The sequence below is a fragment of the Tardiphaga robiniae genome, assembly GCF_013359755.1.
GTDB classification, from domain to species: Bacteria; Pseudomonadota; Alphaproteobacteria; order Rhizobiales; family Xanthobacteraceae; genus Tardiphaga; species Tardiphaga robiniae.
The window spans coordinates 100,666-124,702 of record NZ_JABMCJ010000071.1 but is presented as its reverse complement, the minus strand read 5'-3'; the positions used below and the strand labels follow the sequence as shown (position 1 = coordinate 124,702).

Annotated in this window: 22 protein-coding genes; 6 read left to right on the top strand and 16 right to left on the bottom strand. The window is 61.9% G+C overall.

The window, feature by feature from the left end; translation table 11 throughout:
• Positions 1-87 precede the first annotated feature (87 nt).
• The 9 genes from HP556_RS05270 to radA form a co-directional block, all read right to left on the bottom strand.
• The gene (locus tag HP556_RS05270) at positions 88-1,032 is read right to left on the bottom strand and encodes a FecR family protein (RefSeq protein WP_175366164.1); all 945 of its coding nucleotides are present in this window, start codon (positions 1,030-1,032) and stop codon (positions 88-90) included.
• Positions 1,033-1,144: 112 nt separating this feature from the next.
• On the bottom strand, positions 1,145-1,675 hold the full coding sequence (locus HP556_RS05265) for an RNA polymerase sigma factor (RefSeq protein WP_175366163.1): 531 nt from the start codon (positions 1,673-1,675) through the stop codon (positions 1,145-1,147).
• 311 nt (positions 1,676-1,986) lie between these two features.
• The gene (locus HP556_RS05260) at positions 1,987-2,799 is read right to left on the bottom strand and encodes a class I SAM-dependent methyltransferase (RefSeq protein WP_175366162.1); all 813 of its coding nucleotides are present in this window, start codon (positions 2,797-2,799) and stop codon (positions 1,987-1,989) included.
• A gap of 241 nt (positions 2,800-3,040) precedes the next feature.
• Positions 3,041-4,174: an NHL repeat-containing protein gene (locus HP556_RS05255; RefSeq protein WP_175366161.1), complete on the bottom strand. Its 1,134-nt coding sequence runs from the start codon at positions 4,172-4,174 to the stop codon at positions 3,041-3,043.
• A gap of 124 nt (positions 4,175-4,298) precedes the next feature.
• Positions 4,299-4,940: an HAD family hydrolase gene (locus HP556_RS05250; RefSeq protein WP_175366160.1), complete on the bottom strand. Its 642-nt coding sequence runs from the start codon at positions 4,938-4,940 to the stop codon at positions 4,299-4,301.
• A gap of 103 nt (positions 4,941-5,043) precedes the next feature.
• Positions 5,044-5,787, bottom strand: a complete 744-nt coding sequence (locus HP556_RS05245) for an SDR family NAD(P)-dependent oxidoreductase (protein ID WP_175366159.1) — start codon at positions 5,785-5,787, stop codon at positions 5,044-5,046.
• A gap of 163 nt (positions 5,788-5,950) precedes the next feature.
• A complete protein-coding gene (gene purF, locus HP556_RS05240; RefSeq protein WP_175366158.1) occupies positions 5,951-7,444 on the bottom strand; it encodes an amidophosphoribosyltransferase in 1,494 nt (497 codons plus the stop codon).
• A gap of 35 nt (positions 7,445-7,479) precedes the next feature.
• The gene (locus HP556_RS05235; RefSeq protein ID WP_068731040.1) at positions 7,480-8,112 is read right to left on the bottom strand and encodes a CvpA family protein; all 633 of its coding nucleotides are present in this window, start codon (positions 8,110-8,112) and stop codon (positions 7,480-7,482) included.
• A gap of 238 nt (positions 8,113-8,350) precedes the next feature.
• Positions 8,351-9,811 carry a DNA repair protein RadA gene (gene radA, locus HP556_RS05230; RefSeq protein ID WP_175366157.1) on the bottom strand — a complete coding sequence of 487 codons (1,461 nt, stop codon included), beginning with the start codon at positions 9,809-9,811 and terminating at the stop codon, positions 8,351-8,353.
• A 129-nt stretch (positions 9,812-9,940) separates the two neighbouring features.
• Between radA and HP556_RS05225 the strand changes: the two genes are divergently transcribed.
• From HP556_RS05225 to HP556_RS05215, 3 genes are all read left to right on the top strand, one after another.
• Positions 9,941-10,198 carry a hypothetical protein gene (locus tag HP556_RS05225; RefSeq protein ID WP_175366156.1) on the top strand — a complete coding sequence of 86 codons (258 nt, stop codon included), beginning with the start codon at positions 9,941-9,943 and terminating at the stop codon, positions 10,196-10,198.
• An 85-nt stretch (positions 10,199-10,283) separates the two neighbouring features.
• The gene (locus tag HP556_RS05220) at positions 10,284-10,550 is read left to right on the top strand and encodes a hypothetical protein (protein ID WP_175366155.1); all 267 of its coding nucleotides are present in this window, start codon (positions 10,284-10,286) and stop codon (positions 10,548-10,550) included.
• A 276-nt stretch (positions 10,551-10,826) separates the two neighbouring features.
• The gene (locus tag HP556_RS05215; protein ID WP_089264635.1) at positions 10,827-11,180 is read left to right on the top strand and encodes a hypothetical protein; all 354 of its coding nucleotides are present in this window, start codon (positions 10,827-10,829) and stop codon (positions 11,178-11,180) included.
• A gap of 90 nt (positions 11,181-11,270) precedes the next feature.
• Here the strand turns inward: HP556_RS05215 and HP556_RS05210 are convergent, their stop codons facing one another.
• Complete coding sequence (locus HP556_RS05210; protein WP_175366154.1) at positions 11,271-14,747, bottom strand: bifunctional diguanylate cyclase/phosphodiesterase; 3,477 nt, start codon at positions 14,745-14,747, stop codon at positions 11,271-11,273.
• Between the two features lie 326 nt (positions 14,748-15,073).
• Complete coding sequence (locus tag HP556_RS05205; RefSeq protein WP_175366153.1) at positions 15,074-15,802, bottom strand: TSUP family transporter; 729 nt, start codon at positions 15,800-15,802, stop codon at positions 15,074-15,076.
• Between the two features lie 77 nt (positions 15,803-15,879).
• Here HP556_RS05205 and HP556_RS05200 point away from each other — a divergent pair, with 77 nt between their 5' ends.
• Entirely contained in the window at positions 15,880-16,266 is a 387-nt protein-coding gene (locus tag HP556_RS05200; RefSeq protein ID WP_175366152.1) for a tautomerase family protein, read from the top strand.
• Here HP556_RS05200 and alr read toward each other — a convergent pair.
• Together alr and HP556_RS05190 are read right to left on the bottom strand one after the other, a co-directional pair.
• On the bottom strand, positions 16,263-17,453 hold the full coding sequence (alr, locus tag HP556_RS05195; protein ID WP_175366151.1) for an alanine racemase: 1,191 nt from the start codon (positions 17,451-17,453) through the stop codon (positions 16,263-16,265). The genes HP556_RS05200 and alr overlap by 4 nt on opposite strands.
• A gap of 99 nt (positions 17,454-17,552) precedes the next feature.
• Entirely contained in the window at positions 17,553-19,052 is a 1,500-nt protein-coding gene (locus HP556_RS05190) for a replicative DNA helicase (protein WP_068731048.1), read from the bottom strand.
• Between the two features lie 357 nt (positions 19,053-19,409).
• Here HP556_RS05190 and HP556_RS05185 point away from each other — a divergent pair, with 357 nt between their 5' ends.
• Positions 19,410-19,640: a hypothetical protein gene (locus tag HP556_RS05185; RefSeq protein ID WP_175366150.1), complete on the top strand. Its 231-nt coding sequence runs from the start codon at positions 19,410-19,412 to the stop codon at positions 19,638-19,640.
• 6 nt (positions 19,641-19,646) lie between these two features.
• On the opposite strand, the gene HP556_RS05180 is transcribed toward HP556_RS05185, so the two are convergent.
• Positions 19,647-20,897, bottom strand: coding sequence for an SAM-dependent methyltransferase (locus HP556_RS05180; protein ID WP_175366149.1), 1,251 nt, complete (start codon positions 20,895-20,897; stop codon positions 19,647-19,649).
• A 289-nt stretch (positions 20,898-21,186) separates the two neighbouring features.
• Here HP556_RS05180 and HP556_RS05175 point away from each other — a divergent pair, with 289 nt between their 5' ends.
• Positions 21,187-22,296, top strand: a complete 1,110-nt coding sequence (locus HP556_RS05175) for a hypothetical protein (RefSeq protein ID WP_246297408.1) — start codon at positions 21,187-21,189, stop codon at positions 22,294-22,296.
• Positions 22,297-22,387: 91 nt separating this feature from the next.
• On the opposite strand, the gene rplI is transcribed toward HP556_RS05175, so the two are convergent.
• On the bottom strand, positions 22,388-22,972 hold the full coding sequence (gene rplI / locus HP556_RS05170; protein ID WP_089263933.1) for a 50S ribosomal protein L9: 585 nt from the start codon (positions 22,970-22,972) through the stop codon (positions 22,388-22,390).
• 49 nt (positions 22,973-23,021) lie between these two features.
• Positions 23,022-23,990: a hypothetical protein gene (locus tag HP556_RS05165; protein ID WP_175366147.1), complete on the bottom strand. Its 969-nt coding sequence runs from the start codon at positions 23,988-23,990 to the stop codon at positions 23,022-23,024.
• Positions 23,991-24,037: the final 47 nt, after the last annotated feature.

The window sequence follows — 24,037 nt, the reverse complement described above, 5'->3', positions numbered from 1 at the left end:
TTCATCCAGTTCAACGAGTCACGAAATCAAACCCACATCAGGTCTGTGGGTGTTGCGGTTTAGAATTCCGGTAAACAGCGGAGGAGTTCAGTAGATAACGGTCACCCAGGGGGTGAGATGGGCGACGTTGCCCTCGATCATGCCGGCAATGGCTGTGAGGCTTTCATCGACATTCGCAGTCGGAAACGTGCCGGAGACGAGCAGATCGCTGAAGCGACCGCGGATGACGATGCGGCTTGATGTCTGGCGCTGCAGCGCTTCGACGACCCGATGCAGCGGAACGCGGTCGAAGACCAGACGGCCGGATATCCACGCCAGCCTGGCGTCAATATCTCCGGTTTCGACGGTACCGAGTTTTCCGCCGGACACGCGCATATGCTGGTTTGCCGACAGCTTGACGGTCGTATCGCGGTCCTCGCCGGCGACCGACACCAGTCCGCGCTGAACTGTCACCTCGATGCCATCGGCCGTCCGGTCGATATTGAAGGCAGTCCCGAGCACGCGGATTTCGCCTGCGCCGCTGTCGACCGTAAAGGCGGTCTGGTCGGGCTTTACATCGAAAAAGGCCTGGCCCCGGCGCAGAACGACCCGGCGTCGACCATCCTTGAAGTCCAGGTCCAGGGCAGTGTCGGCGCCGATGTTGAGGCGGGAGCCGTCCGGCAGGTCGCGGGCGACCATCTGACCACGCGCCGTGACAATATCTGCCTGCCAGTTCTCGACCATCGATGGATTGACGAACCAGATGACGCAGGCCGCTGCGATCGCTGCCGGCAATGTCGGCCACCATCCCATCCGGCGCCGGGCCGCGATGTTGCCGCGACGATGGTCGCGTGCAGCCAGCCGAATGGCAGGCTCCTCAAGCTGCTGCCAGATCGCCGCTGCTTCGCGATACGCAAGTTGATGACGATGATCCTCATTGAGCCATTGCCGAAAGGACGCTTCGTCGGCCTCAGTTGTCGTCCCGTCGCGTCGGATGAGCCAGAGATCAGCGGCGGCGCACTGTGCTTTCGTTGGCCGGTCGCCAGGTTTCATCAGCAATTCCTTCGATCGATCGAAAAGGCGACGCGGGAATGCTCCTGCCGTTAGAAGCGTTCCAGCTACTCCTACCTTTACAACGAGCGACGAGAAAGAACCCACATCCATTTTAGCGGAAATCTTTGCTGGCGAGGTTGAGATGATCATTCACAGCGGCGCGGCAGTGTTGCATGGCGCGTAGCAGATGTTTTTCGACGGCACTCACGGAAATGCCGAACCGCTGTCCGATCTCGGCATTGGATTCGCCATTGACACGTCGGCGAATGAAAATCTCGCGGGTTCGGGTGGGGAGCTGCGCGAGCGCGCGATCCAGTGCAGCGACGGCTTCGCGCGCCTGCAATGCTGCATCTTCCGATGGCTGCCCGGGGCTGAGCTGTTCAGGCAGTACGTCGGCGAGCATATGATGCCGCCGCGATGCCGTCAGGTTATGGTCGATCGCGGCGTTCCGGGCTGCAGCGTAGAGTACTCGCTTGTTGTCTTCATCCGAGCCGTTAGTCCCGGCGGCAAGCACCCGGGCGAAGACATCCTGGACGATCTCCGAAGCCACTTCACGATCACGGACCCGGCGACGCACGAGCGTTTCGAGATGAGCGCGATGTGACGTAAAGAGCCTCGCGATCGTGCTCTTCCAGAGGGTCATGATGTCACGCGTTCGAACAAGACGGGCTTCGATGCGTTGCGGCGATCATTGAGAACGGGGCAATAGCTGACCCATACAAACGATATGTTGTCTGTATGACGAGATCGTCGACCATGTCACCGACGGCGCCAATGTCGCTATCGGAAATCTCGCTCATCACCGGTTCCTGTAGTCAGGATATTCCTGATTGTCCGGCAGAGATAGACGGTACCACTGTCCAGCTCAAGTTATTGATGAGGACATGATATAGAACGGTTCGAAATTCACGGAAGCCCGGCCATGCGAAGTGCCGGCACGGGATATTCCGACACTCAGGCCGCAGCCACGATCATGTGTGCCTGAATTTTAGCAGCAACCTCGCCGTTGCCATGTCTGCGCGCAATTTCAGATGCTGCGTAGTCAGTTGCAGCTTCCAGTTTTCCCGCGTCTCTGGCTTCGATTTCGGTGCGAAGAACAGTTCCCTGACAATAAGCAACGGCCGGAAGGCGCGGCGAGGATGCACGGCTTTGTTCGGCTCTCGTCTCGATCATCACATGGGAGAAACCTGCGTCCTCCAGCTCGCGACGGATCAGTGCCGTATCGTGGTAGCCGTGTGGCGTGCGCGCCAGAAAGCGCGGCGGATCGTCCGGGAAAATCTTTGCGAGAGCATTCGTCACATCGTCAGCAAATACATTGTCCTCGATGCGATCCCATACATTGAATAAAAGATGTCCTCCGGGCTTCAGAACTCGCTTCGCTTCGCGGTAGGCAGATGGGCGATTAGGAAAGAACATCGCACCGAACTGACAACACACGAGATCGAAGGCCGCATTTTCAAACGGGAGCGCCAGAGCATCCGCTTGTCGCCATGTGATGCGATTGTCCGGAGCTTGCCGCGACGCAGCGTAGTCGAGCATCGGCTGGTTGAGGTCGGTGACAATATAGCTTGCGCCGGGGGATAATCTTGGCGCCAACGCGCGGGTGACAACTCCGGTGCCCGCGGCGGTTTCCAGAACGGCGCCTGGCGCGAAAGACGCTGCGCGTTGTGCGAGATCTGCGGCGTAGGGCTCGAAAATCAACGGCACCATATAGCGGTCGTAGTTTTCCGGAATCGAGCCAGCGAACAACTTGTCGGTTTCCAGCATTGCTATCACCCGTCGTCCGTTTGATGGCGCGCGAGACTAGCATGGATTGTCGGCTTCGTCCCGAAGGGCGAGAGCCGGGCCAGGGCCATTGCGTCTGGCCGAACGTCAGTGATTCAAATTCTCCAACCGGGAGCTCGAACGATGCGGCTGTCCAGATGAGGGACAGCTCCATTGTCCGTGTGCATCAGGATGGGGCGTGCATCGTCAGGACCAGAAACAGTCGGTCTGATTGTCGCGATGACTACTTCAGCGCATCCGAGACCAGCCTGAATTTCTGGATGCGCTTTCCGGTGTCGACTTCGGCCGTGTAGACGTTGCCCTTGGCATCGACAGCCATGGCGTGAATCCAGTGGAACTGGCCGGCCTGGCGGCCGTTGCGGCCGAAGGTGCCGACGACCTTGCCATCGTCGCGATTGATGACGCGGATCTCGTTGTTCTCGCCATCCGCCGTCAGCAGCCAGGTCTGTTTCGGATCGGGCCACACCGCGAGATCCCACACCGCGCCGTTGCCGAGGGTGGCCTTCTCGTAGAACCACTCCTTCACGAAGCTGCCGTCCTTCTTGAACACCTGCACGCGGTTGTTGATGCGGTCGCAGACATAGACGAGGCCGTCATTGGCGAGCTTCACGCAATGCACGGGATTGCCGAACTGCTGTGCCACCGGCGCGTTCGGATCGTAAGCCGCCTGCTTGTCGTCATTCGGCTTGTTGCCATAGGCACCCCAGTGCCGCTTGTAGGCGCCGGTGGTGGCGTCGAACACGATGACGCGGCGATTGCCGTAGCCGTCTGCGACATAGATCTCGTTGGCATCCTTGTCGATGGCGGTCTCGGCGGGCTTGCCGAGCTGGGTGGTGTCGTTGCTGCCCTTGCTCGGCGCGATCTTGCCGATCTGCATCACGAATTTGCCGTCGGTGGTGAATTTCAGGATCGCATTGTCGTTGTCGAGATTGCCACCGACCCAGACGAAGCCTTTCTCGTCGACTTCGATGCCATGCTCGCGGCCGACCCATTCATAGCCTTCGCCAGGACCGCCCCATGAGCGCAACAGATTGCCGGCGGCATCGAACTCCAGCACCGGCGGCGCTGAGACGCAGCACTTCGAACGCGGCGGATTGAGTGCCGCGCCTTTCTCGTCATCGGTGAGCGAGCGCGGGCGATGGATCACCCAGACGTGGCCGTCCTTGTCGGTCGTGATGCCGCCGACCTGGCCGAGGATCCAGTTGTTCGGCAGCGGCTTCGGCCAGGACGCGTCGACCTCGAAGCGGGGGATATCGGCGGCGCGGGAGGAGGGAAGTGCGAGGGACAGCGCGGTGAGGGTGAGTGCAGCTGTTGCAAGTATGCGCAGCGACCACGCGCGATGAGTTGGCGACGCCATGACGACCTCCCTGATTGTCGGTGCGGGTTGTCCCGCTTGGGAGGGAGTGAATAACGCGGCTAGCTATGAGTCAACCGAGAGGCAGTGATTGCTGGTGTCTCAGTTCGAATTCCCCAAAAGGACGCTAGCCTGCCAGCAGGGCCGGAAGCTCGCTCATGCTATCGAACAGTTCGGAGCAATCTGTACCCAGTTCCAACGCCACTTCGGCGTCACCAGCTGTAAAGCCGAGCACGCGCATTCCGGCGGCCTTGGCCGCCCAAATTCCGGGCAGTGAATCTTCAACGACGATGCAGCGCGACGGGTTGACCCCCAGCGATCGTGCGGAGTGCAGAAAAAGCCCAGGGTCCGGCTTCCATGAACCAACCTCATAGGCGCTGAATATGCGTCCCTCGAAGTGTGGAAGAAGCTTGGTCAATCCGAGAGTGTGCGTAAGTTTGGACATTGGCCCGTTTGATGCGACGCAGACTGGAAGCGTGATTGATGCTAATGCCGCGTGAATCCCTTCCACAGCCTGCAAATTTGCCTCGAACGCAATCGCTATGGCTTCCCTCAAGTCCGCGACAAAGTGATTGCGAACGCGGCGCCCCGATCTGCGTTCAATTTCGGCGACGCAGTCTGCCATTTTCATTCCGCGAAACAGCCGAATTGCTTCTTCCGCACTAATCGCAGCCCCCTCAGCAGTAGCTGCTTGAGCGAGTACCGCAAGAGCGATCCTCTCGCTATCGACCAGAACGCCGTCGCAATCAAAGATCACTAGTTCGATCATAAGCGATGATCCATGTCGTCTCAGTTTGCGGGGTCTCTCGCCTTATAGGTTCTACGCATCTTTGAGGAAATGCGAGCGCCCGGTCCTCGATCGCAGCAAGCAGTTATGGGGCAGGCGCGCGGAAGCCCATCACCTTGCCGGTCTTGTAGTCGACGAACTTCCCGGTCTCCGTCCATGACGGCAGGCAAAGTGGCACGATGGTCTCTGCGACTTGCGCCGGCGTGTCGAGCGTTTCGGGATCCTCGCCGGGCATCACGATGGCGCGCATATGCGTGCGCACGGGACCGGGATTGAACAGGTTGACGCGGATATTCGTGGTCGCGGTTTCATTGGCCCAGACGCGCACCAGCGTTTCCAGCGCAGCCTTGGAGACGGCATAGGGGCCGCGATAGGCGGAAGCCTTGCTGGCGGTGCCGGATGTGAGGAACACCGCGCGCCCGGCATCGGACTGCTGCAGCAGCGGCTCCATGCAGCGAATGAGTTGGAAGTTCGCGGTGAGGTTCGCGGCCATGGTGTCATTCCAGGCCTTCAGCTCGATATGGCCGAGCGGCGACGAGGGGCCTGCGACGCCAGCATTGCCGACCAGAATGTCGAGCTTGCCGTGGCGCTCATGCAAAGCGGCGCCAAGGCGCGACAGGCCGTCGAGATCGGTGATGTTCAGCGGCACCAGCGTGGCGCTGCCGCCCTCGGCACGGATCGCGTCGTCGAGTTCTTCAAGGCCACCCTGGGTGCGCGCCACGGCGACGATGTGCGCGCCGGCCTTGGCCAGCGTCAGCGCAGTGGCATAGCCGATGCCGCGCGAGGCGCCGGTGACGAGGGCGATGCGGGAGGCGAGGGGAAGGGACATGGCGCGGCTCATAAATCTCAGGCGTCATCCCCGCGAAGGCGGGGATCCATACACGGGAGGGTTATGATGCGGAAAGGTGGTTGTGTCTAATCCAGAGCCAAACAAATTAGATCGTGGCTATGGGTCCCCGCTTTCGCGGGGATGACACCCGATAAGACTGCGATCAGCTCGCCTCGGCCAGCAGCGAGAGCTGCCGCGGGGCATCGATCTCGCTCATGTCGGTGAGCGGGGTCGGATAGTCGCCGGTGAAGCAGTGGTCGGCGAATTTCGGATGGGCAGGATCGCGGCCGGGTTCGCCCATGGCGCGATAGATGCCGTCGACCGAGACGAAGGCCAGCGAGTCGGCGCCGATCAGGTCGCGCATTTCTTCCAGCGTGTGCGTGGCGGCGAGCAGGCCGGCGCGGTCCGGCGTGTCGATGCCGTAATAGTCGGGATGGGTGATCGGCGGCGACGCAATGCGGAAGTGGACTTCCTTGGCGCCGGCGTCACGCATCATCTTGACGATCTTCTTCGAGGTGGTGCCGCGCACCAGACTGTCGTCGATCAGCACGATGCGCTTGCCTTCGATGGCGGCGCGGTTGGCCGAATGTTTCATGCGCACGCCGAGTTCGCGCACGCTCTGGGTCGGCTGGATGAAGGTGCGGCCGACATAGTGATTGCGGATGATGCCGAGTTCGAACGGCACGCCCGAAGCGCGGGAGTAGCCGATAGCGGCAGGCACGCCGGAGTCCGGCACCGGCACGATCACGTCGGCTTCCACATGGGTCTCGCGGGCGAGCTGTTCGCCCATCGCCTTGCGGGTGTCGTAGACCGAACGTCCGCCGACGATCGAGTCCGGACGTGCGAAATAGATATATTCGAAGATGCAGGGGCGCGGCGCTTGCGGCGCGAACGGCTTGTGGCTCTGCGCGCCGTTCTCGTCGAACACGATGACTTCGCCAGGCTCGATGTCGCGGATGTACTTGGCGCCGATGATATCGAGCGCGCAGGTTTCGGATGCGAGGATCGGCGAGCCGTCAAGTTCACCCAGCACCAGCGGGCGGATGCCGAGCGGATCACGGGCGCCGACCAGTTTCTTGTTGGTCAGCGACACCAGCGCATAGGCGCCTTCGATGGCGCGGAGTGCTTCAATATAGCGGTCGATGAAGCGGTTGCGCTTGGAATGCGCGACGAGGTGCAGGATCACTTCGGTGTCGGTGGTAGACTGCATCATCGCGCCGTTCTTCACGAGCTCGCGGCGCAGGGTCAAACCGTTGGTGAGGTTGCCGTTATGGGCCACTGCAAAACCGCCGGCATTGAGTTCGGCGAATAGCGGCTGGACGTTGCGGAGAATGGTTTCGCCCGTGGTGGAGTAGCGGGTATGGCCGACGGCGGCGGTGCCGGGCAGGCGCTCGATCACTTCGCGGCGGGAGAAGGTGTCGCCGACGAGGCCGAGGCGACGTTCGGAATGGAAGCGCTTGCCGTCGAAGGCGACGATGCCGGCCGCTTCTTGGCCGCGATGCTGGAGGGCGTGGAGACCGAGCGCGGTGATCGCCGCCGCATCGGGATGGCCGTAGATACCAAATACACCGCATTTTTCGCGGAGCATGTCGCCGTCAAGATCGGGATTTCGCATGGTGGTGCTCGCGTCGTCGGAAGGGCTCTGCATCGGATCCATCGCGCCTTTCAGGTGTCGCGAGAAACTAAGAACGCCTAGCGTCCCGCCGGTTTGCCATCGATCAGCTTTTTCAGGCTGTCGCGGGCAGGTTTGGAATAGCCATCCGCGGCGCCGGGCGCTGCGGGCTCGGCGTCGGTCGTATCCTCATCGGGTTTGTTTTTCTTGAACCTCTTCAAGATGGTGTTTTCAGGGTCATCCGGCAAGAGTGCCATCAGCCAATCGCCGGTTCCCTGCAGAACGACGCGCGATTTGGCACCCGTGACCCAGTCCGGACGCTGCTTATCCGGGACCAGCCATGAGAAGAACAGGAAGGCGACGACCACGATCAGGAGGCCGCGGGCGAGGCCGAACAGGAAGCCGAGCGTGCGGTCCAGCGCGCCGATGCGCGAATCCAGGATCATGTCGGAGATGCGGACGGTGATGATCGAGACCACGATCAGCGTGCCGATGAACACGCCGGCCACCACCACGATGCTGGCGACGGTATCGTTGTTAAAATAAGTTTTAGCGGTCGGGAGCAGCTTCTGGAAAGCAAATAGCGTGACCAGCGCCGCTGCGCCCCAAGCCGCGATCGACAGGATCTCGCGCATAAAGCCGCGGACCATGGCCAGCAGGCCGGAGATCAGCATGACGCCGAGCAGGACAAGGTCGAGAATCGTGATCGGCATCGGCTGGTCAGGTCCGCTCGTGAATCAGAAACCGCGAATCGGCACAGGCTGCCGCTTCAGGTGACGGTGATATGGCACGTCTCGCAAGGCCGGAAAACCGCTATCGGCCGCAAGAGCACACCTGATCACACCATTGTTCCGCTTTCGGCAGAGTGCCTTAACGGAGCGTGTTGCACATCTGCGCAGTCTGTCGCGCGCGCATTCTATAGCGGTCGCGGCAGCGCAGGTCACGTCGCTGTCAGCCGTCCTGGCGCTTGAATCGCGCCGGTACGGTATTTTTCTCGGCATCTGTGCTTTTGCTGTTGTCGCGCGTGGGTTTGACGCCGCGCGCAGCGATATCGGCGACCAGCGAGGTCAGGCCGCCGATGGTATTCAGCGACAGTCCGGCATCGCCGCCGGGATCGCCGCGCGCCGATTCCGGCAGCACTGCGCGGCCGAAGCCGAGTTTTGCCGCCTCTTTCAGCCGCGCCGAGGTCTGCGCCACCGGGCGCACCGCGCCGGACAGCGAGATTTCGCCGAAATAGACCGCGTCGGTGGGCAGCGGCGCATTGCACAGCGACGAGACCAGGGCCGCGGCCGCGGCCATGTCCGCGGCGGGCTCGTTAATGCGCAATCCGCCGGCGACATTGAAATAGACGTCGTAGCCCGACAGCTTGACCCCGCAATGGGCCTCCAGCACGGCCAGCACCATGGACAGCCGGGAGGAATCCCAGCCCACGACGGCGCGGCGCGGGGTGCCGAGCGTGGTCGGAGCAACCAGAGCCTGCAGTTCCACCAGCACCGGGCGGGTGCCCTCCATGCCGGCGAAGACGGCGGTGCCCGGCGAGCCGAGATCGCGATCGGACAGGAACAGCTCGGACGGGTTGGAGACCTCGCGCAGGCCAAGCCCGGTCATCTCGAACACGCCGATCTCGTCGGTGGGGCCGAAGCGGTTCTTCACCGCGCGCAGGATGCGGAACTGCTGCGAGCCTTCGCCCTCGAAGGACATCACGGCATCGACCATATGCTCGACCACACGGGGCCCGGCGATCTGGCCGTCCTTGGTGACATGGCCGACCAGGATGATGGTGGCGCCGGATTTCTTGGCGAAGCGAATGAGCGCTTGGGCCGAAGCACGGACCTGGGTGACAGTGCCCGGCGCGGATTCCACCGTGTCGGTCCACATGGTCTGGATCGAGTCGATCACGATCAGCCGCGGCACCGTGCCTTCGGACAGCGTGGCGACGATATCCTCGACCGAGGTCTCGGACGCGAGCTGCACCGAGGCGTCTGCAAGGCCCAACCGCGACGCGCGCAGCCGCACCTGTGCCACGGCTTCTTCGCCGGAGATGTAGACCACGCGGTGGCCGGCCCGCGCCATCAGGCTGGTGGCCTGGGTCAGCAGCGTCGATTTGCCGATGCCGGGATCGCCGCCGATCAAGAGTACCGAGCCGCGCACGAAACCGCCGCCGGTGACGCGGTCGAGTTCGCCCATGCCCGAAGGAATGCGCGGCGCGTCGTTGCTCTGGCCGGTCAGGCTTTCGAGATTGAAGGTGCGCCCCTTGCGCTTGGAGCGCGCGCTGACCGGAATCGTGGTGACGCCGGTGGTGTCCTCCTCAGCCAGCGAATTCCACTCGCCGCAGGCGTCGCACTTGCCCTGCCACTTGTTATAGGCGGCACCGCAATTCTGGCAGACGAAGGAGAGGAGGTTCTTGGCCATTGGCGGAGGGAATCGCGGCTGTGGGTGTTTTTGGTTTGTTCTCTTGGTCTACGCGGTTGAACGGGGCATTTGCAAGTTTCTTCTCGAAGGGTTCGCCAGCCTTGCCGGGTGGGACGCATCGACCGGCACATGGGCAAGGTCTATTTGGTTGCCAAAATTCCGACGCGCGAGAACTGGTCGGCAATGTTAGCCTGGATCGCCTTTGCCGCGGCGATGCCGGAGGTGCAGCCTCTGCAGTGGTCCTGTTCAACTTGGCGATTGCTTACGCTCGGTAGACGCGCCGCGAGCAAAATCCAGATGCAAGCAGTGGTGAGCAATCGAGGCTGCTCGACCAACCAGCTGAGCCGCAGTCCAGCGCTTCGCGAGTCCAATTTGTTCCGCGCATGAGCTCGCGTGGAACTGCCATGCGACGAATCCTTCATTAACCTCCGCCCGATAGCCTCACCGCAGTGACGTCAGCGTGAGGTGTGCGGTGCGTATTTTGATGATCGTGCTGGGTGCGGCGACGCTGGCGACGCCGGTACTTGCCTCTGACTACCGCGATGCGCGCTATCGCGCCGGCACCGCGCGCTATCCCATCACGATGGATACCGGCATTCGCGCGCCGCCGCCGCTTTATTATGTGGAAGCGCCGCCGCGTTATGTGCGGGATCTGAGAACGGGCGAACCGGGCCAATGGGTGGTTCGCCAACCGAGTGTGTTCGAGCAACTCTTCGGGCTGCCCCGCGACGGTTATTAGGTTGGCTGCTGAGGCCGATTGATCTCACGTCGGGCTCTGCGGTGAATCCAGGCGCAGTGCAGCTGTGTCTGCCTTGGCATCCTCATATGTTGCCGTCATCAAATCTTAAGCACGTTCATCAAGGTAAATATCAGGACCGCGTTGACCGGTGGTGGTGCTTGGCTGAGTGTCGCCCATCAGAGCGATACGAACTCATTTCAAACAAGCTCGCCACGGGGTCTCATCATGAAGAAATTGATTGCTGCTGCGATGTTCGCCACTGTCGCCGGAATGGCGATGCCCGGTGTTGCCTCGGCAGGTTGCTATAACTGCTACACACCGCCGCCGTGCCAGACCTGCTATCAGCAGCAGGTGGTGCCGCCGCAGTATCGCACGGTCGAAGAGACGGTGATGGTCGCTCCCGGTCGCACCGTCGCGCGCCGCACGCCAGCGCAGTACGAGACGGTGATGGTGCCGAAGACCGTGATGGTCGCGCCTGCGCGCGTCGATTACGAGCGCATTCCGGCGCAATACGCCACGCAGCAGCGTGTCCAGATGGTCGCTCCGGCGCAGGTCTATTACGCACCGGTGCAGCAGGGCTGCTCGACCTGCAATCGCGGCTTCAGCTTCGGCTCAAGCTACGGTTACTAAGCCGCGGATAGCTCAGATTTTCAGGACTGCGATCGGCCGCCTCAGGGTGGCCGATTTGCGTTTGGGGGAGGCCACCGGTGGCGGCGGCGGTCATCTCCCTGCGGTGATGACCTCTCCGCACAACTCGCCGTCAGCAGCACCATTTCCAAATGAAACTGCCGCATCGAGGTCGAATTCGGAGAGCGGGACGGGCCGACCGAACAGAAAGCCCTGGACGAGGTCCACGCCTGCAGCCTGCAGATATTCAAATTGCTCTTCGGTCTCGACACCCTCCGCCGTCGTTGCGATGCCAAGACCATGGGCCAGCGCAAGCACCGAGGACACTACCGCTGCGCAATCGCGGCGATTGGGAGCGCCTTGTGCGAAGGATTTGTCGATCTTGATCCTGTCGAACGGGAAATTGGTCAAATAACTCGCCGTTGAATAACCAGTGCCAAAATCATCGAGCGCTATGGAGATGCCGAGATTCTTCAGCTGCCGTATCGTTCCCAGATGCGCCGTCGCGTTCTCAAGAAGAGCCGTCTCCGTAATTTCCAACTCCAGCCGTTCAGGCGAAAGACCAGTCTCCATCAGAGTATCCAGCATGACGTCGAGCAGCTTTCCCTTACTGACTTGAACCGCAGAGATGTTGACCATGATCTTGAGGTGAGCCGGCCACGACGCTGCATCCGTGCAAGCCTGGTGCAGGATCCACTCGCCAAGAGGAAGGATCAGCCCCGTCGCTTCCGCGAGCGGAATAAATTGATCGGGAGCGACGAGTCCTTTCGACGGATGCCGCCAGCGGACCAGCGCCTCGGCGCCGCGGATCTGCCGTGTCTTGGCGTCAACCACCGGCTGATAGTGCACTTCGAATTCATTTCGCGCGATCGCGTCTCGCAGTTCGTTTGCCAATATCTTCTGCGAGTGGGCAGCCTCGATCATTTCGGACTGGAACAGGCGGAAATCGTTTCGCCCGCCCGTCTTGGCGTCGTAGAGCGCGAGATCTGCTTTTCTCAACAGGTCCTCGGGATCGACGCCCTGTTCCGGAGCGAGGGCAATTCCAATGCTGATCCCGATGCTGGCCTGGTGGCCGTTGAGATCAAATGGCTGAGCAATGGCATCGATGATCCTGAGGGCAAGCACTATTGCACCCTCCTGCGGATTGGGTCCTCCGTCCTGGATGATCGCAAACTCGTCACCCCCAAGGCGGGCCAGCACATCGGTTTCGCGAGTCGATGATTTCAGCCGTTGAGCGAACTCAACAAGCAAACGATCCCCTGCAGGATGTCCCAGCGTGTCGTTGACGGTCTTGAATCTATCGAGGTCGAGCATGACCACGGCAAAGCCATCGTCATGGCGGCTAAGACGCTGGCTCGCCTCCTCAAGTTTCTCGGTAAACAGTGTTCGGTTGGCAAGTCCCGTGAGCGCATCGTGACGCGCCAGGTGAACGATCTCGGCCTCTGCGCGCCGCCGTTCGGTGATGTCTTCGTGCGTTGCAACCCAACCGCCGTCCTTCATCGGCTGTCGGGTGACGAGCATCAATCGCCCATCCGCAAATTCATCGACCCTGGCCGAGCTTGAATCGGTCGAGTGCTGGCCCAATTCAGCTATCTTTTTCCTGATGGCTGGTTCGCTCGTCCCGCCCTTGAGAATGCCACGGGAGACGCGATCGGCGATGATAGCCTCATGAGGCGTCCCGACTTTCAACAAAGCCGCAGGCAACTGGTATAGTTCCGCATAACGATCATTCCAGACAACGAGCCGTTTCGCTCCGTCGAACATGCAGAGACCCTGCGACATGTTGCTCAGCGCAATGTCGAAGCGTTCGTTGGTCTGCTCCAGCTCCACGGCTTTCGTGGCCAGCAACTGCTCCCTGTGTTTTTGCGCCGTGACATCTTCATGAGTCGCCAGCCACCCTTCGGTCGGCATCAGATGGCGCGTCATCGAAATGAGGCGCCCGTCGACAAGCTCCTGGACCTCTTTCTCCAGTTTCAGTTTGGCGTCGACAAGGACATCCGCAGCCATTTCGCAATTTGTTCTCTTCGCCCGGCGATATTCAATGATTTGCCGCAGCGTAGTCCCTGGCTTCACCTGTTCCTCGCTGAGGTGATAGATTTCCGCATAGCGCGCATTTGAAAGAATGATCCTCTGCTCACCATCAAATAGCGAAAGACCCTGCGACATGTTGTTCATCGCGGCGTCGAAGCGCATGTTGATCCGCTCAAGTTCAGCAGCTTTATCAGTCAACAAGCGCTGTGCGCGTTTCTGCTCGGTGATGTCTTCATGGGTTGCGACCCATCCGCCATCCGCAATCGACCTGCGTTGAATTAAAATCACGCGACCGTCGGCAGTCATAAAAATCTGTCTTTGCTTCGTCGGAATCTCCTGAACATCCCCCTCGATGGACAAATCGTGCTTTCCGCGATCTTTGAGGGCCTGCAGCATGAGAGACAAAGGTGTTCCGGGCCTGACGAGTTCTTCCGGGAAACCGTACATCTCGCGGAAGCGGCCATTCGAAACCACCAGATTCTTGTTCGCGTCAAACAGGCAGAGCCCTAGCGACATGTTGCTCAAGGCAGCATCGAACTGCATGTTCGTTCGTTCCAGAATCCTAGTTTTCACGGCAAGACTATTCGTCTGGCGCAAAATCCTAAACGTGCCGAACAAGATGACGGCAACGATCATGGCGACGAGCGGGCCCACCATGTAAAGGTGCTGGCGCCATGGTCCCAGCACCTCACTGCGGGCGTATGTGATGACCAAGACCAGCGGCAGTCCGGGCACAGCCTTGTACCCCGCGAGGCGCGCGATGCCGTCGATAACGCCTATCGTCTCGTAGGTGCCCGCTTCCGATTTTGGCAGATATTCGGAGACGAGCGGGCTATCCGCGAAAGATTTTCCGATGGCTCCTTTTCTCGCGGGCTCTCGCGCAAGAACCCGCCCCGTGCCCGCGCGATGCAGCAACAGCACGGATCCGCCCTTGCCGACATCGATCGCGCGATAGACCTGCGTGAAATGTGTCGGGTCGAGCGGCGCAGTTACGACCCCTGCAAAGCTGCCGTCGGCGTTGCTTAACCGGCGCGACGCCGCCGTCAACCATTTGTCGGTGACAGCCGAGGGATAGGGGGGCGCCATAAACAGCCGGCCATCGGCCTGATCGCGTTGAGCGGTGAAGTGCAACATGTCGGAGATATTGCTTCGCGGCGGCGTGCGATCGTAGGAATGCGCCAGAAGGTTACCGGCTGCATCTGTCCAGCCGACGGCAACGACGATCGATGAGGCCTTCTTGAGAAGACGCAAGGCGGTATTTGCGGCTTCGGGCGTTGCATACTTTCCCGAAAGGTTATCTTCGCGAATTCTCTCGGCTTCGAGCAGTGTTCGATCGATCCCCTCAAAGGTCAGCGCCGTGTGTTCGGCGAGAATCTCGGCGATGTTCAGTGCTGCCTTTCTTGCCTCAGAGAGCGCCGCATGATGGCGCGCCTGCAGATCCACCAAAAACACAACGATGATCGACGTCGCAAAGAAGACGCCGAGCACCACCAATGAAAATCCTGGCAGCCGGGCCAGTCTTCCATAGAACGCGCGCATGAAGCGTCCAGTAGTCGTTACAAATGAAACAAATGAAATTCCGGATTTCAGCGTGGATGACGAACCTTAATAATAGGTTGGAAATATTGGCTTTACTGTACGCGGCGAGGCAAAGGATTATGTTGCACTGCGCACGTTGGAAATGCGGATTCGCGAGATACTAATACCTGTTGCTGGTTGATCGCCATCTATGAACATCAGTCGTGCGTACTTGTAAGTAATAGATACAACTTTAAACAGCGCCAGTTTTCAGCGGCCTGCTGTCCGGTTGAGGCTGCAATTAGCGGGGTAGCGGACATACTTACCGCGATTTGTGAGTCCACTCCCTAGATCAGCGCCATGCCTGACAGCACCAGGCTTGCGCCAGCCAGAAGCATGATCCCGTCCATGACCAGGCGGAACGTCTCGACGCTCAGTTTCAGTACGTAGCGCTTGGCGATGAACGCGCCGGCCATCAGCGAGGCGCCGGCGATCAGGCCTTTCACAAGCACGTCGAGATCGAGGGCGCCAAACCGCTGGAAGGTGACAGACTTGCTGAGATACAGGCCGAGCGAACTCGCTGCTTCGGTGGCGAGGAAGGCGCCCTTGGCGAGGCCGTAAAACAGAAACAGCGGCACGCTGAGTGGGCCGCTGGAAACGACGATGCCGGTGAGATAGCCGATGATCGCGCCGCCAAGCGCGAGTTGCCACAGGCTGATGGTGAAGGAGCGCCGCGCCAACCAGTGGCGCAGCGGCACCATGGCAATGAAGAACAGTCCGATGGTGAGATCGACCACATGCGACGGCAGCACCAGCAGCGTGCGTGCGCCCAGGGCTGCAGCCGGAATGCCGGTGAGCGAATAGGCGGCGGTGGCGCGCCAGTCGACCTCGCGCCACCAGGCGAGGATGCGCGACAGGTTGGCCATTACGGCGGCGACCGCCATGATCGGCACGGCTTCCTTCGGGCCGAACTGCCAGACCAGCACCGGCATCAGCATAATCGACGAGCCGGTGCCGACGATCCCGGAAATGGTGCCGGCGATAAGGCCGACCGTGCAGACGAAGATGAAGTTCACGGCGCGACTCCCCAAGCGCGGGACGTTACAAGAGCGCTCCAGTCGTGTAGGTGCAACCGGTCCAATGGGAGAGGGCGATGCCAGTCACAAGAATTGTCACCGGAGATTGGGCGCGGGGCCGCGAGATCGAGGTCATCGAGGCCGTGCAATCGGCCATGCTGGCGGCGCTCAAAATTCCCGACTGGGACCGCGACGTGACGGTGGACACCTATAGCGACACGCAGCGCATCGTGCCGACCGGGCGCTCGCAGCGCTTCACCCGGGTCGAGATCACGATGTTTGCCGGCCGCTCCATCGAGGCCAAGCGCAGCCTCTACAAGATGATCGTGCAGAACCTTGCGGCGCTCGGCGTGCCGGAACTCGAGATCAAGATCGTGCTGAACGAACAGCCGTTGGAGAACTGGGGCGTGCGCGGCGGCTTGCCGGCCTCCGAGATCGAACTCAGTTTCAAGGTCGAGGTCTAGGACGCGGCAGCGGGCTCTGCGGCGGCGGTGCCGTCGCCGCCCGTGTAGACCCGCAGGTAGCGTCGGCCGAGGCTGGTCAGCACCTCATAGGCGATGGTGCCGTAGTGATGCGCGAGTTCGTCGACAGTGATGCCGTCGCCGATCAGCGTTGCCAGATGGCCGCGGCGGGCGGCGTTGTGGGGCAGGTCGGTGATATCCACCGCGAGCAGATCCATGGAGATGCGGCCGGCGATTGGGCAGCGCTGGCCGGCGATAATCACCTCGGCGCCGCGGGTGCCGTCGCTGCTGCCGGCAGCGCGGAAATAGCCATCGGCATAACCGGCCGCGATGACCGCAAGTCTGGTCGGACGCCGCGCCACCCAGGTGGCACCGTAGCCGACGCTGTCGCCGCGCTCGACACTGCGGGTCTGCAGGATGCGCACCTTGAGATCGACCACAGGCGCCATCGGGTTGTCGGCTTCCGGCGTCGGATTAACGCCGTAGAGCGCGGCACCCGGACGCATCAGATCGAACTGATAGGCCGCGCCGAGATAGATGCCCGACGAATTCGCGAGGGATGCCGGCACGCCGGAGAACAGCGAGGACGCCTCGCGGAAACTGGAATATTGCCGGGCGTTCATCGGATTGTGTAGTTGTTCAGCACAGGCGAGGTGGCTCATCACCAGCGTGAAGCCGTGATCGCCCGAGCCGAGGCGCGGGATTAGGCCCTGGACGTCAACCAGGCCGAGGCCGAGCCGGTTCATGCCGGTGTCGATATGCACCGCCGCGCCGCCCTTCCAGCCGGTGCGGCGGCAGAACATGTCCCATTCGGCGAGTTCGTTGAGATCGCCGATCACGGGCTGCACATTGATGGCGGCCAGCGCATCGCCGGAATTTGGCGGGAAACCGTTCAGGAGATAGATCGCGGCTTCGGGTGCGGCCGCGCGGGCGGCGCGAGCTTCGTCGAAGGTCGCGACAAAAAAGGTCTTGCAGCCCGCCTTCGCCAGCGCGCGCACCACGGGGGTGATGCCGCAGCCATAGGCGTCTGCTTTCACCGCTGCGCCGCATTCGGCGGGCACGCCATGCTTTTCGAGCCTGCGCCAATTGGCGACGATGGCGTCGAGATCGATGGTCAGGATGCCGCTGGCGTCTGCGGGCAACTCCGTTTCAGTGGGAGTTGTCGGTTTCGGGTCGGAGACGCTGGTCATCGAAATATCCTGGCGCAGGGATCGCGCGATGGGAGCACGCGGTCGATCTTCTGCGCCGCACAATATGCGCGCGTCAGAGCCGGTTCAACCGCACCCGCGTCACTCCTGCGGGGCGCGGAACTGGGCGCCACCGGCGAGATCGCTGAAGCGGGTGAACTGGCCTTCGAACTGCAGGTCGACGGTGCCTGTGGGGCCGTGACGCTGCTTGGCGATGATGACTTCGGCCTTGCCGTGCGCAAGATCCATCTCGAGCTGCCATTTCTCGTGTTCGGGAGTGCCGAGTCGCGGCTCCTTGGCCTGCAGATAGTATTCCTCGCGATACACGAAGACCACCACGTCGGCGTCCTGCTCGATCGATCCGGATTCACGCAAGTCGGACAGCTGCGGATGCTTGTCTTCACGATTTTCGACCTGACGCGAGAGCTGCGACAGCGCGACTACCGGGCAGTTCAGTTCCTTCGCCAGCGCCTTGAGGCTGGTGGTGATCTCGGTGACTTCCTGCACGCGGTTGTCGGAGCGCTTGCCGGAGCCCTGCAGCAGCTGGATGTAGTCCACCATGATGACGTCGAGGCCCTTTTGCCGCTTCAGGCGGCGGGCGCGGGCGGTGAGCTGCGAGATCGACAGGCCGCCGGTTTCGTCGACGTAAAGCGGCAGGTTCTGCAGCTTGATGGTGTAGTCGCGGATCTTGTCGAATTCGGCTTGGGTGATGCCGCCGCGGCGGATCGCGCTGGAGGAAATCTCGGTCTGCTCTGCGAGAATACGCGTGGCGAGCTGTTCGGCGGACATTTCGCAGGAGAAGAAGCCGACGACGCCGCCATTGATGGTCTTCATGCTGCCGTCGGGCTGCACTTCGGACTGATAGGCGGCAGCGATGTTGTAGGCGATGTTGGTGGCGAGCGAGGTCTTGCCCATGCCGGGACGTCCGGCGAGCACGATCAAGTCGGAGCGCTGCAACCCGCCCATACGGGCGTCGAGGTCGCGCAAACCGCTTGAGATGCCCGAAAGCTTGCCGTCGCGCTGATAGGCGTTGGCGGCCATGTCGAGCGCGGTGGTCATCGCCTGGGAGAAGCGCTGGAAGCCGCCGTCATAGCGGCCGGCTTCGGCCAGCTCATAGAGCCGGCGTTCGGCATCCTCGATCTGGGCGCGGGGAGCGAAGTCTACCGGCGCGTCATAGGCGACGTTGACCATGTCCTCGCCGACATTGATCAGCTGGCGGCGGATTGCCAGTTCGTAGATCGTGCGGCCGTAATCCTGCGCATTGATGATGGTGGTGGCTTCGGCGGCGAGGCGGGCGAGGTATTGGCCCACGGTCATGCCGCCGAGATCCGTGTCGGTCGGCAGGAAGGTCTTCAGCGTCACGGGTGTGGCGATCTTGCCGGCGCGCACGATGGCAGCGGCCGTTTCGAAGATCGTCTGGTGGATCGGCTCGAAGAAATGCTCGGCCTTGAGGAAGTCCGAGACCCGGTAGAAGGCGTCGTTATTGACCAGGATCGCGCCCAGCACGCCCTGTTCCGCCTCGATATTGTGCGGCGCCGACCGATAGGCCGGGGTGCCCGCCTCGGGGGTGAGCTTGAGAACGTTCGAATCGAATGCGGCCATGGTCTCTATTGGGTCTTCCGAATTGGGCGGATGAACGGCGTGGTCACGCGGGCGTCGGCGACTAAGCGCCTGACGGTCTCCGAGTGGAAGGACGAAGCGGCCTTATGCACGATTCACACATCAAGGCGGGGGAATTCCGGCCGGTCGCGCGCATTGCGCTTGACGCTTCCACCGCAGCAAGGGGAGGGGTCTGAATCATTGCTTAAGGAACCCGGAAAAATTGCGCCCCGCGCCTGAACCGAATGGCGATCTCTCGCACTTATAAGAGAGCCAGCCGCTGGCAGGCACGGCAGTGCCGGAACCCCGCGGGGAGCCGGGCGTTGGCTTAAAAACGAATAAGAGGCGAAGGATAGATCCATGGGCCAGCGTCACCAGCATCCCGATGCCGGAACTCAGGCTACCGGAACCGATGGTTCTGCGTGGTTGTCCACGCTGATCGACACGTTCGAGCGCACCGCGCAGCTTGAAAATGTCCCATGCGATACGAAAGCGCTCTCCGCCGCTAAAGCGCGCCTCCAGCGCCCCGCCATTTTGCGGCCACGGCCTGTCTTGCGCCGCCGGCAGGCGACGCTCCTATTCCAGCACTAAACCAGCCTATTCGCCGGCAATTTGCAGACGCGGTTGCTGGGTCCGTTCCCTGGCTCGAAGCCGATCTTCCTCCCGCCCGATATAATCCCGCGTGAACGGCACCACGTCCTGACGTTTGGTGAGCTGGATCTGGAAGTTCATCACGTTCTGCATGCGAAACGACATTTCGGACGCCGCCAGATAGAACTCCCACATCCGCGCAAAGCGCTCGTCATAGAGCCGCACGGCTTCCTCGCGTCGTGCCATGAAGCGCTCGCGCCATGCCTTGAGCGTCTCGGCATAATGCAGCCGCAGGATTTCGATGTCCGAGACCAGTAACCCGGCCCGTTCGATCGCCGGGAGAACTTCCGACAAAGCGGGGATGTAGCCGCCGGGGAAAATGTACTTGGCGACCCATGGATTGGTGATACCGGGTCCCTCAGGGCGGCCGATGGAGTGCAGCACCATGACGCCGTCCTCTGTCAGGAGTTCAGCGCATCGCTTGAAGTAGGTGTCGTAATGGTCGACGCCGACATGTTCGAACATGCCGACGGAGACGATGCGGTGGAATGGACCGGGGATGTCGCGATAGTCCTCGAGCAGGAATTTTGCGCGGTATTTGAGGTTTTTCTCGCCGGCCCGGGCATTGGCGACCTGCAGCTGTTCGGTGGACAGCGTAACGCCGGTGACATTGGCACCGGTCATCTCTGCCAGATAGAGCCCAAGCCCTCCCCAGCCGGAGCCGATGTCGAGTACGCGTTGGCCTTTTTCGATGAGCATCTTGGCCGCGAGGTGGCGCTTCTTGGCGAGCTGGGCGTCGTCCAGGGTCGCGTCCGGTCCTTCGAAATAGGCGCAGCTATATTGCTTGTCGGCATCCAGAAATAATGAATAGAGCCGGGCGTCCAGATCGTAGTGATGGGCAACGTTGTTGCGGGAGCGCTTGCGGGGATTGAACTGCTGGGCGTGGCGCAGGACGTAGCGGAGCCACCATTGCAGCTTGGCCCAGCGGGGCGCCATGTCGGGCTGGTTCAGGGCGATCGCGAGCAGGTCGGCAATGGTGCCACGCTCCATAACGAGGAGCCCGTCCATGAATATCTCGCCGAGCGCCAGTTCGGGATCGAGAAGTAGTCGGCGTTGGGCGGCTTTGGTGACGAAGCGGGCAGAGACGGGAGGCCCGGAGCCATCACCGAAGGTAAACTGTTGGCCGGAGGCCGTGGTGAAGGTTATTGCCCCTCGGCGAATGTACTGACTCAGGAAGAATCGCAACAGACGGTCCATCGAAATCACCCCAATGATCCGATCACGCGCAAACTGAAGCAACAGCGTAACTTCCCGCCGTGCACGAGATCAACTGTCTCCCTAGCTCTTGTGTAGAAGATAGTAGCGGTGCACCGCCTGTGCCAATGCGCACGCTGCAATGCCGCTATCCCGATTGTTCCGATCACATCGTTGCGATATGTCGATGCTTCCATTCACGTCACAATCGGATACAAGGTGATCCGCGTGATTAAGCTAGCCACATCAGGAGATTGAAATGTTGAGCCGAGCGCTCAGTTTAGCGACGGTGATGCTCCTGATTAGCTTCGCGGCAGTCCCGGCACAGGCCCAAAACCTCGAAGCCGGAAAGTCACCCTCCCAGATTTTCGCGGGCGGCTGTGCCGTCTGCCATAAAAGTCCGCGCGGGCTGCTGAAGACGGTGGCGCCCGGTCAGTTGCCGGCCTTCCTGCGCCAGCACTACACCACAAGTACAGATATGGCGGCGTCCATGGCCGCTTATGTCGTGTCCAACGGGGCGGCCGACCGCCGTCCTGCCGGGGATAACCTGACGCGTCAGGGCCGTGAACTCACGACCGAGCAGAGGCCGGCCCCGGCCGATGCCAAGCCGGGTGCTGCGCCGCCGCCCGAGGCTCCGCCGCCGGGCCGCCGGCTACGTCCGCAGGAGGCCGCCAAGCCCGAGGCCGATGTTGCACCAGCTCAGGCCGAGCCCGGCACGCGCCAGGGCCGCAATGCCCGGCGACAGGCGCGCCCGGCGACAGACAATCCGGAAGCGAAGCCCGATGCGGCCAAGCCCGTAGACGCACAGTCGCCGGCTGCCGCCGAAGCAGAGCGTCCCGCGCAGAAGCAAAAGCTCGGCAAGAAGGGGCGCCGTCATCAGGAAGAGCCGCCGAAGGCCGAACCTGTGAAGGACGAGCCCAAGGTCGAACCCAAGACTGAGCCGAAGGCTGAACCCAAGTCTGAGCCACGGCCGGAGCCAGCCAAGACCGAGCCTGCGAAGCCCGCTGAAGAGAGCAAGCCTGAGGCGAAGCCCGAAGCCAAGCCTGAGACGCCGGCACTTCGTCCAGATCCCGTTCCGTCGGTCACGCCGGCACCGAAGGCGCCTGAAGGGGAAAGCCGTCCGGCGCCAGCCGAGCCGGCGCGGCCTGCGCCGGCAGCCCCAGCGTCTCCGCCCGCAGCAACGCCGGCCCCGGCACCTGTGGCTCCAACGCCTCCGCCAGCCGCTGCTCCGCCGCCAGCGGTCGTGCCTCCCGCCACTCCGCCAGTGCCCGCGCCGACTCCTGTAGCTCCAGCTGCGCCTTCGCCGGCACCGGCCGCGCCGCCACCACCGCCTCCGGCGTCGGCTGCACCACCGGCGCCTCCGGCCTCGTCAGGCTCGCCGGTGCCGCCGATCTCGCAGTAGACGGTTCAACCGCCTCTCAACAACGGAACAAAAAAGCCCGGCCAATCTGGCCGGGCTTTTCTCGTTTGAGCAGAAGCTCCGAGGTGCGTGCTTAGCCGTTGTCTTCTTCGGCATTACCCTGTGCGTCCGGATCGAAGAACTCGCCGGCGGCGGCAAGTGCTTCGGCGGCTGCGTCCTGATCTTCCTGACGGCTCGAAATGTCTTCGCCGCGGTTGATGCGCTCGGCTTCGTCGGCCGAACGGGCAACGGTGACGCTGACGCTGACTTCGACTTCCGGATGCACGGCGATCGAGATCTTGTGCTGGCCGATGGTCTTGATCGGCGCGTCGAGCAGCACCTGGCTGCGGGCGAAGGTGACGCCGTCAGCTTCGAAGGTGGCGATGATGTCGCGCACCGACACCGAGCCGAACAACTGACCGGTTTCCGATGCCTGACGGATGATGACGACGTTGCGGCCGTCGATCTTCTCGGCAACCGTGGTGGCTTCCGCCTTGGCCTTGATGTTGTTGGCTTCGAGATCAGCCTTCATGCCGTCGTACTTGGCGCGGTTGTCGGCGGTGGCGCGCAGCGCCTTGCCACGCTTCAGCAGAAAGTTGCGGCCGTAGCCGTCCTTGACGCGGACGACTTCGCCCATCTGGCCGAGCTTGGCGACGCGTTCGAGCAAAATGACTTCCATAATCGTTCTCCTTTAAGTGTTGAGCAGGTGTTGAGTTGAGGTGAGTTGGTCAGGCCACCGTCGAAGAAGGTGGCTTGCGTGCGAGAAAACGTTGGCGAAATCCGAAGAAGGCATCGGCGAGGCCGAGGCCAACCATGGTGAGGATGGGCCAGCCGAGGACGAGCACCATGGCGTAGGTCAGACCGAGCACCATCACGCGGCTTTTCATGCCCATGGTCAGCGTATGCAGCGCGGCGAAGCCGGTGAGGGCATAGGCCATCATCAGCGCCGAGGTGACGATCTGCGAAAAGATGCCGACGATGCCGCCCATGAAGGACAGCGCGATGGCCAGACACAGCGCGACCATCGTCATCGGCGGCAGTGCTGCGGATTTCAGCTCAGGCCACGGCCGATTCAGCCGGCCCGATGTCACGATGATGCGGCCGGCAAGCCAGAGATTGAGCGTCAGCGTCATGATCGCGACGATAGCGGCAGCAGCCGGCGCGATCGTCACCAGCGCATTGATGACCTGTTCGGAGTCGCCAGCGCCGCCGCGCGATCCCAGGATGCGGGTCAGAGCGCGGCGCAGCGCCGAGACGATAGTGTCGCCATCGGTGCCGAGCGTCAGCAGCGCGCCCATGGTCGTGAATGCGGCGAAACCCGCGGTCCACAGTAACATGCGGCCGACCGGATACCATTCGACCACGGGGGGTGTCGCGGCTGCGCCATTCACGCCCGGCACTTCTGCAGCAACAGGGCGGCCGAGCAATGCGAGATGGCCAAGCCACCAGGCGGGCAGGGCCACAGTGAAGACGAAGGCGGCGAGATAGGGCATGCCGAACAACAGGCCGAGCGAGGTGCCGGCTGCGATGCCGCCGATGGCAGCAGTCACCGGACCCCAGCCGAGAGCGGCCACCATCAAGGGCAGCGGCGCGAGATAGAACAGCAAAAGGGAAATCAACGCGCCCGAAATGATCGAGGCGAACATCAGCGCTGAGGCAGCGCCGGCGGCAAACGCGATGAGAAGACTTGCGATCATCAGCTGTCCCGCCCCCTTTGAGCGGTTAGAGGCACTTGCCCCAACCA

Bases quoted from the DNA above. Each gene is read 5' to 3' on its own strand.
- HP556_RS05265 (WP_175366163.1), bottom strand. From the start codon at position 1,675: ATGACCCTCTGGAAGAGCACGATCGCGAGGCTCTTTACGTCACATCGC.
- HP556_RS05185 (WP_175366150.1), top strand. From the start codon at position 19,410: ATGGGCCAGCGTCACCAGCATCCCGATGCCGGAACTCAGGCTACCGGA.
- HP556_RS05250 (WP_175366160.1), bottom strand. From the start codon at position 4,940: ATGATCGAACTAGTGATCTTTGATTGCGACGGCGTTCTGGTCGATAGC.
- HP556_RS05175 (WP_246297408.1), top strand. From the start codon at position 21,187: ATGCTCCTGATTAGCTTCGCGGCAGTCCCGGCACAGGCCCAAAACCTC.
- HP556_RS05225 (WP_175366156.1), top strand. From the start codon at position 9,941: ATGGGCAAGGTCTATTTGGTTGCCAAAATTCCGACGCGCGAGAACTGG.
- HP556_RS05210 (WP_175366154.1), bottom strand. From the start codon at position 14,747: ATGCGCGCGTTCTATGGAAGACTGGCCCGGCTGCCAGGATTTTCATTG.
- HP556_RS05215 (WP_089264635.1), top strand. From the start codon at position 10,827: ATGCCCGGTGTTGCCTCGGCAGGTTGCTATAACTGCTACACACCGCCG.
- HP556_RS05190 (WP_068731048.1), bottom strand. From the start codon at position 19,052: ATGGCCGCATTCGATTCGAACGTTCTCAAGCTCACCCCCGAGGCGGGC.
- rplI (WP_089263933.1), bottom strand. From the start codon at position 22,972: ATGGAAGTCATTTTGCTCGAACGCGTCGCCAAGCTCGGCCAGATGGGC.
- HP556_RS05180 (WP_175366149.1), bottom strand. From the start codon at position 20,897: ATGGACCGTCTGTTGCGATTCTTCCTGAGTCAGTACATTCGCCGAGGG.
- HP556_RS05235 (WP_068731040.1), bottom strand. From the start codon at position 8,112: ATGCCGATCACGATTCTCGACCTTGTCCTGCTCGGCGTCATGCTGATC.
- HP556_RS05245 (WP_175366159.1), bottom strand. From the start codon at position 5,787: ATGTCCCTTCCCCTCGCCTCCCGCATCGCCCTCGTCACCGGCGCCTCG.
- HP556_RS05165 (WP_175366147.1), bottom strand. From the start codon at position 23,990: ATGATCGCAAGTCTTCTCATCGCGTTTGCCGCCGGCGCTGCCTCAGCG.
- HP556_RS05260 (WP_175366162.1), bottom strand. From the start codon at position 2,799: ATGCTGGAAACCGACAAGTTGTTCGCTGGCTCGATTCCGGAAAACTAC.
- HP556_RS05255 (WP_175366161.1), bottom strand. From the start codon at position 4,174: ATGGCGTCGCCAACTCATCGCGCGTGGTCGCTGCGCATACTTGCAACA.
- HP556_RS05200 (WP_175366152.1), top strand. From the start codon at position 15,880: ATGCCAGTCACAAGAATTGTCACCGGAGATTGGGCGCGGGGCCGCGAG.
- HP556_RS05270 (WP_175366164.1), bottom strand. From the start codon at position 1,032: ATGAAACCTGGCGACCGGCCAACGAAAGCACAGTGCGCCGCCGCTGAT.
- radA (WP_175366157.1), bottom strand. From the start codon at position 9,811: ATGGCCAAGAACCTCCTCTCCTTCGTCTGCCAGAATTGCGGTGCCGCC.
- alr (WP_175366151.1), bottom strand. From the start codon at position 17,453: ATGACCAGCGTCTCCGACCCGAAACCGACAACTCCCACTGAAACGGAG.
- purF (WP_175366158.1), bottom strand. From the start codon at position 7,444: ATGGATCCGATGCAGAGCCCTTCCGACGACGCGAGCACCACCATGCGA.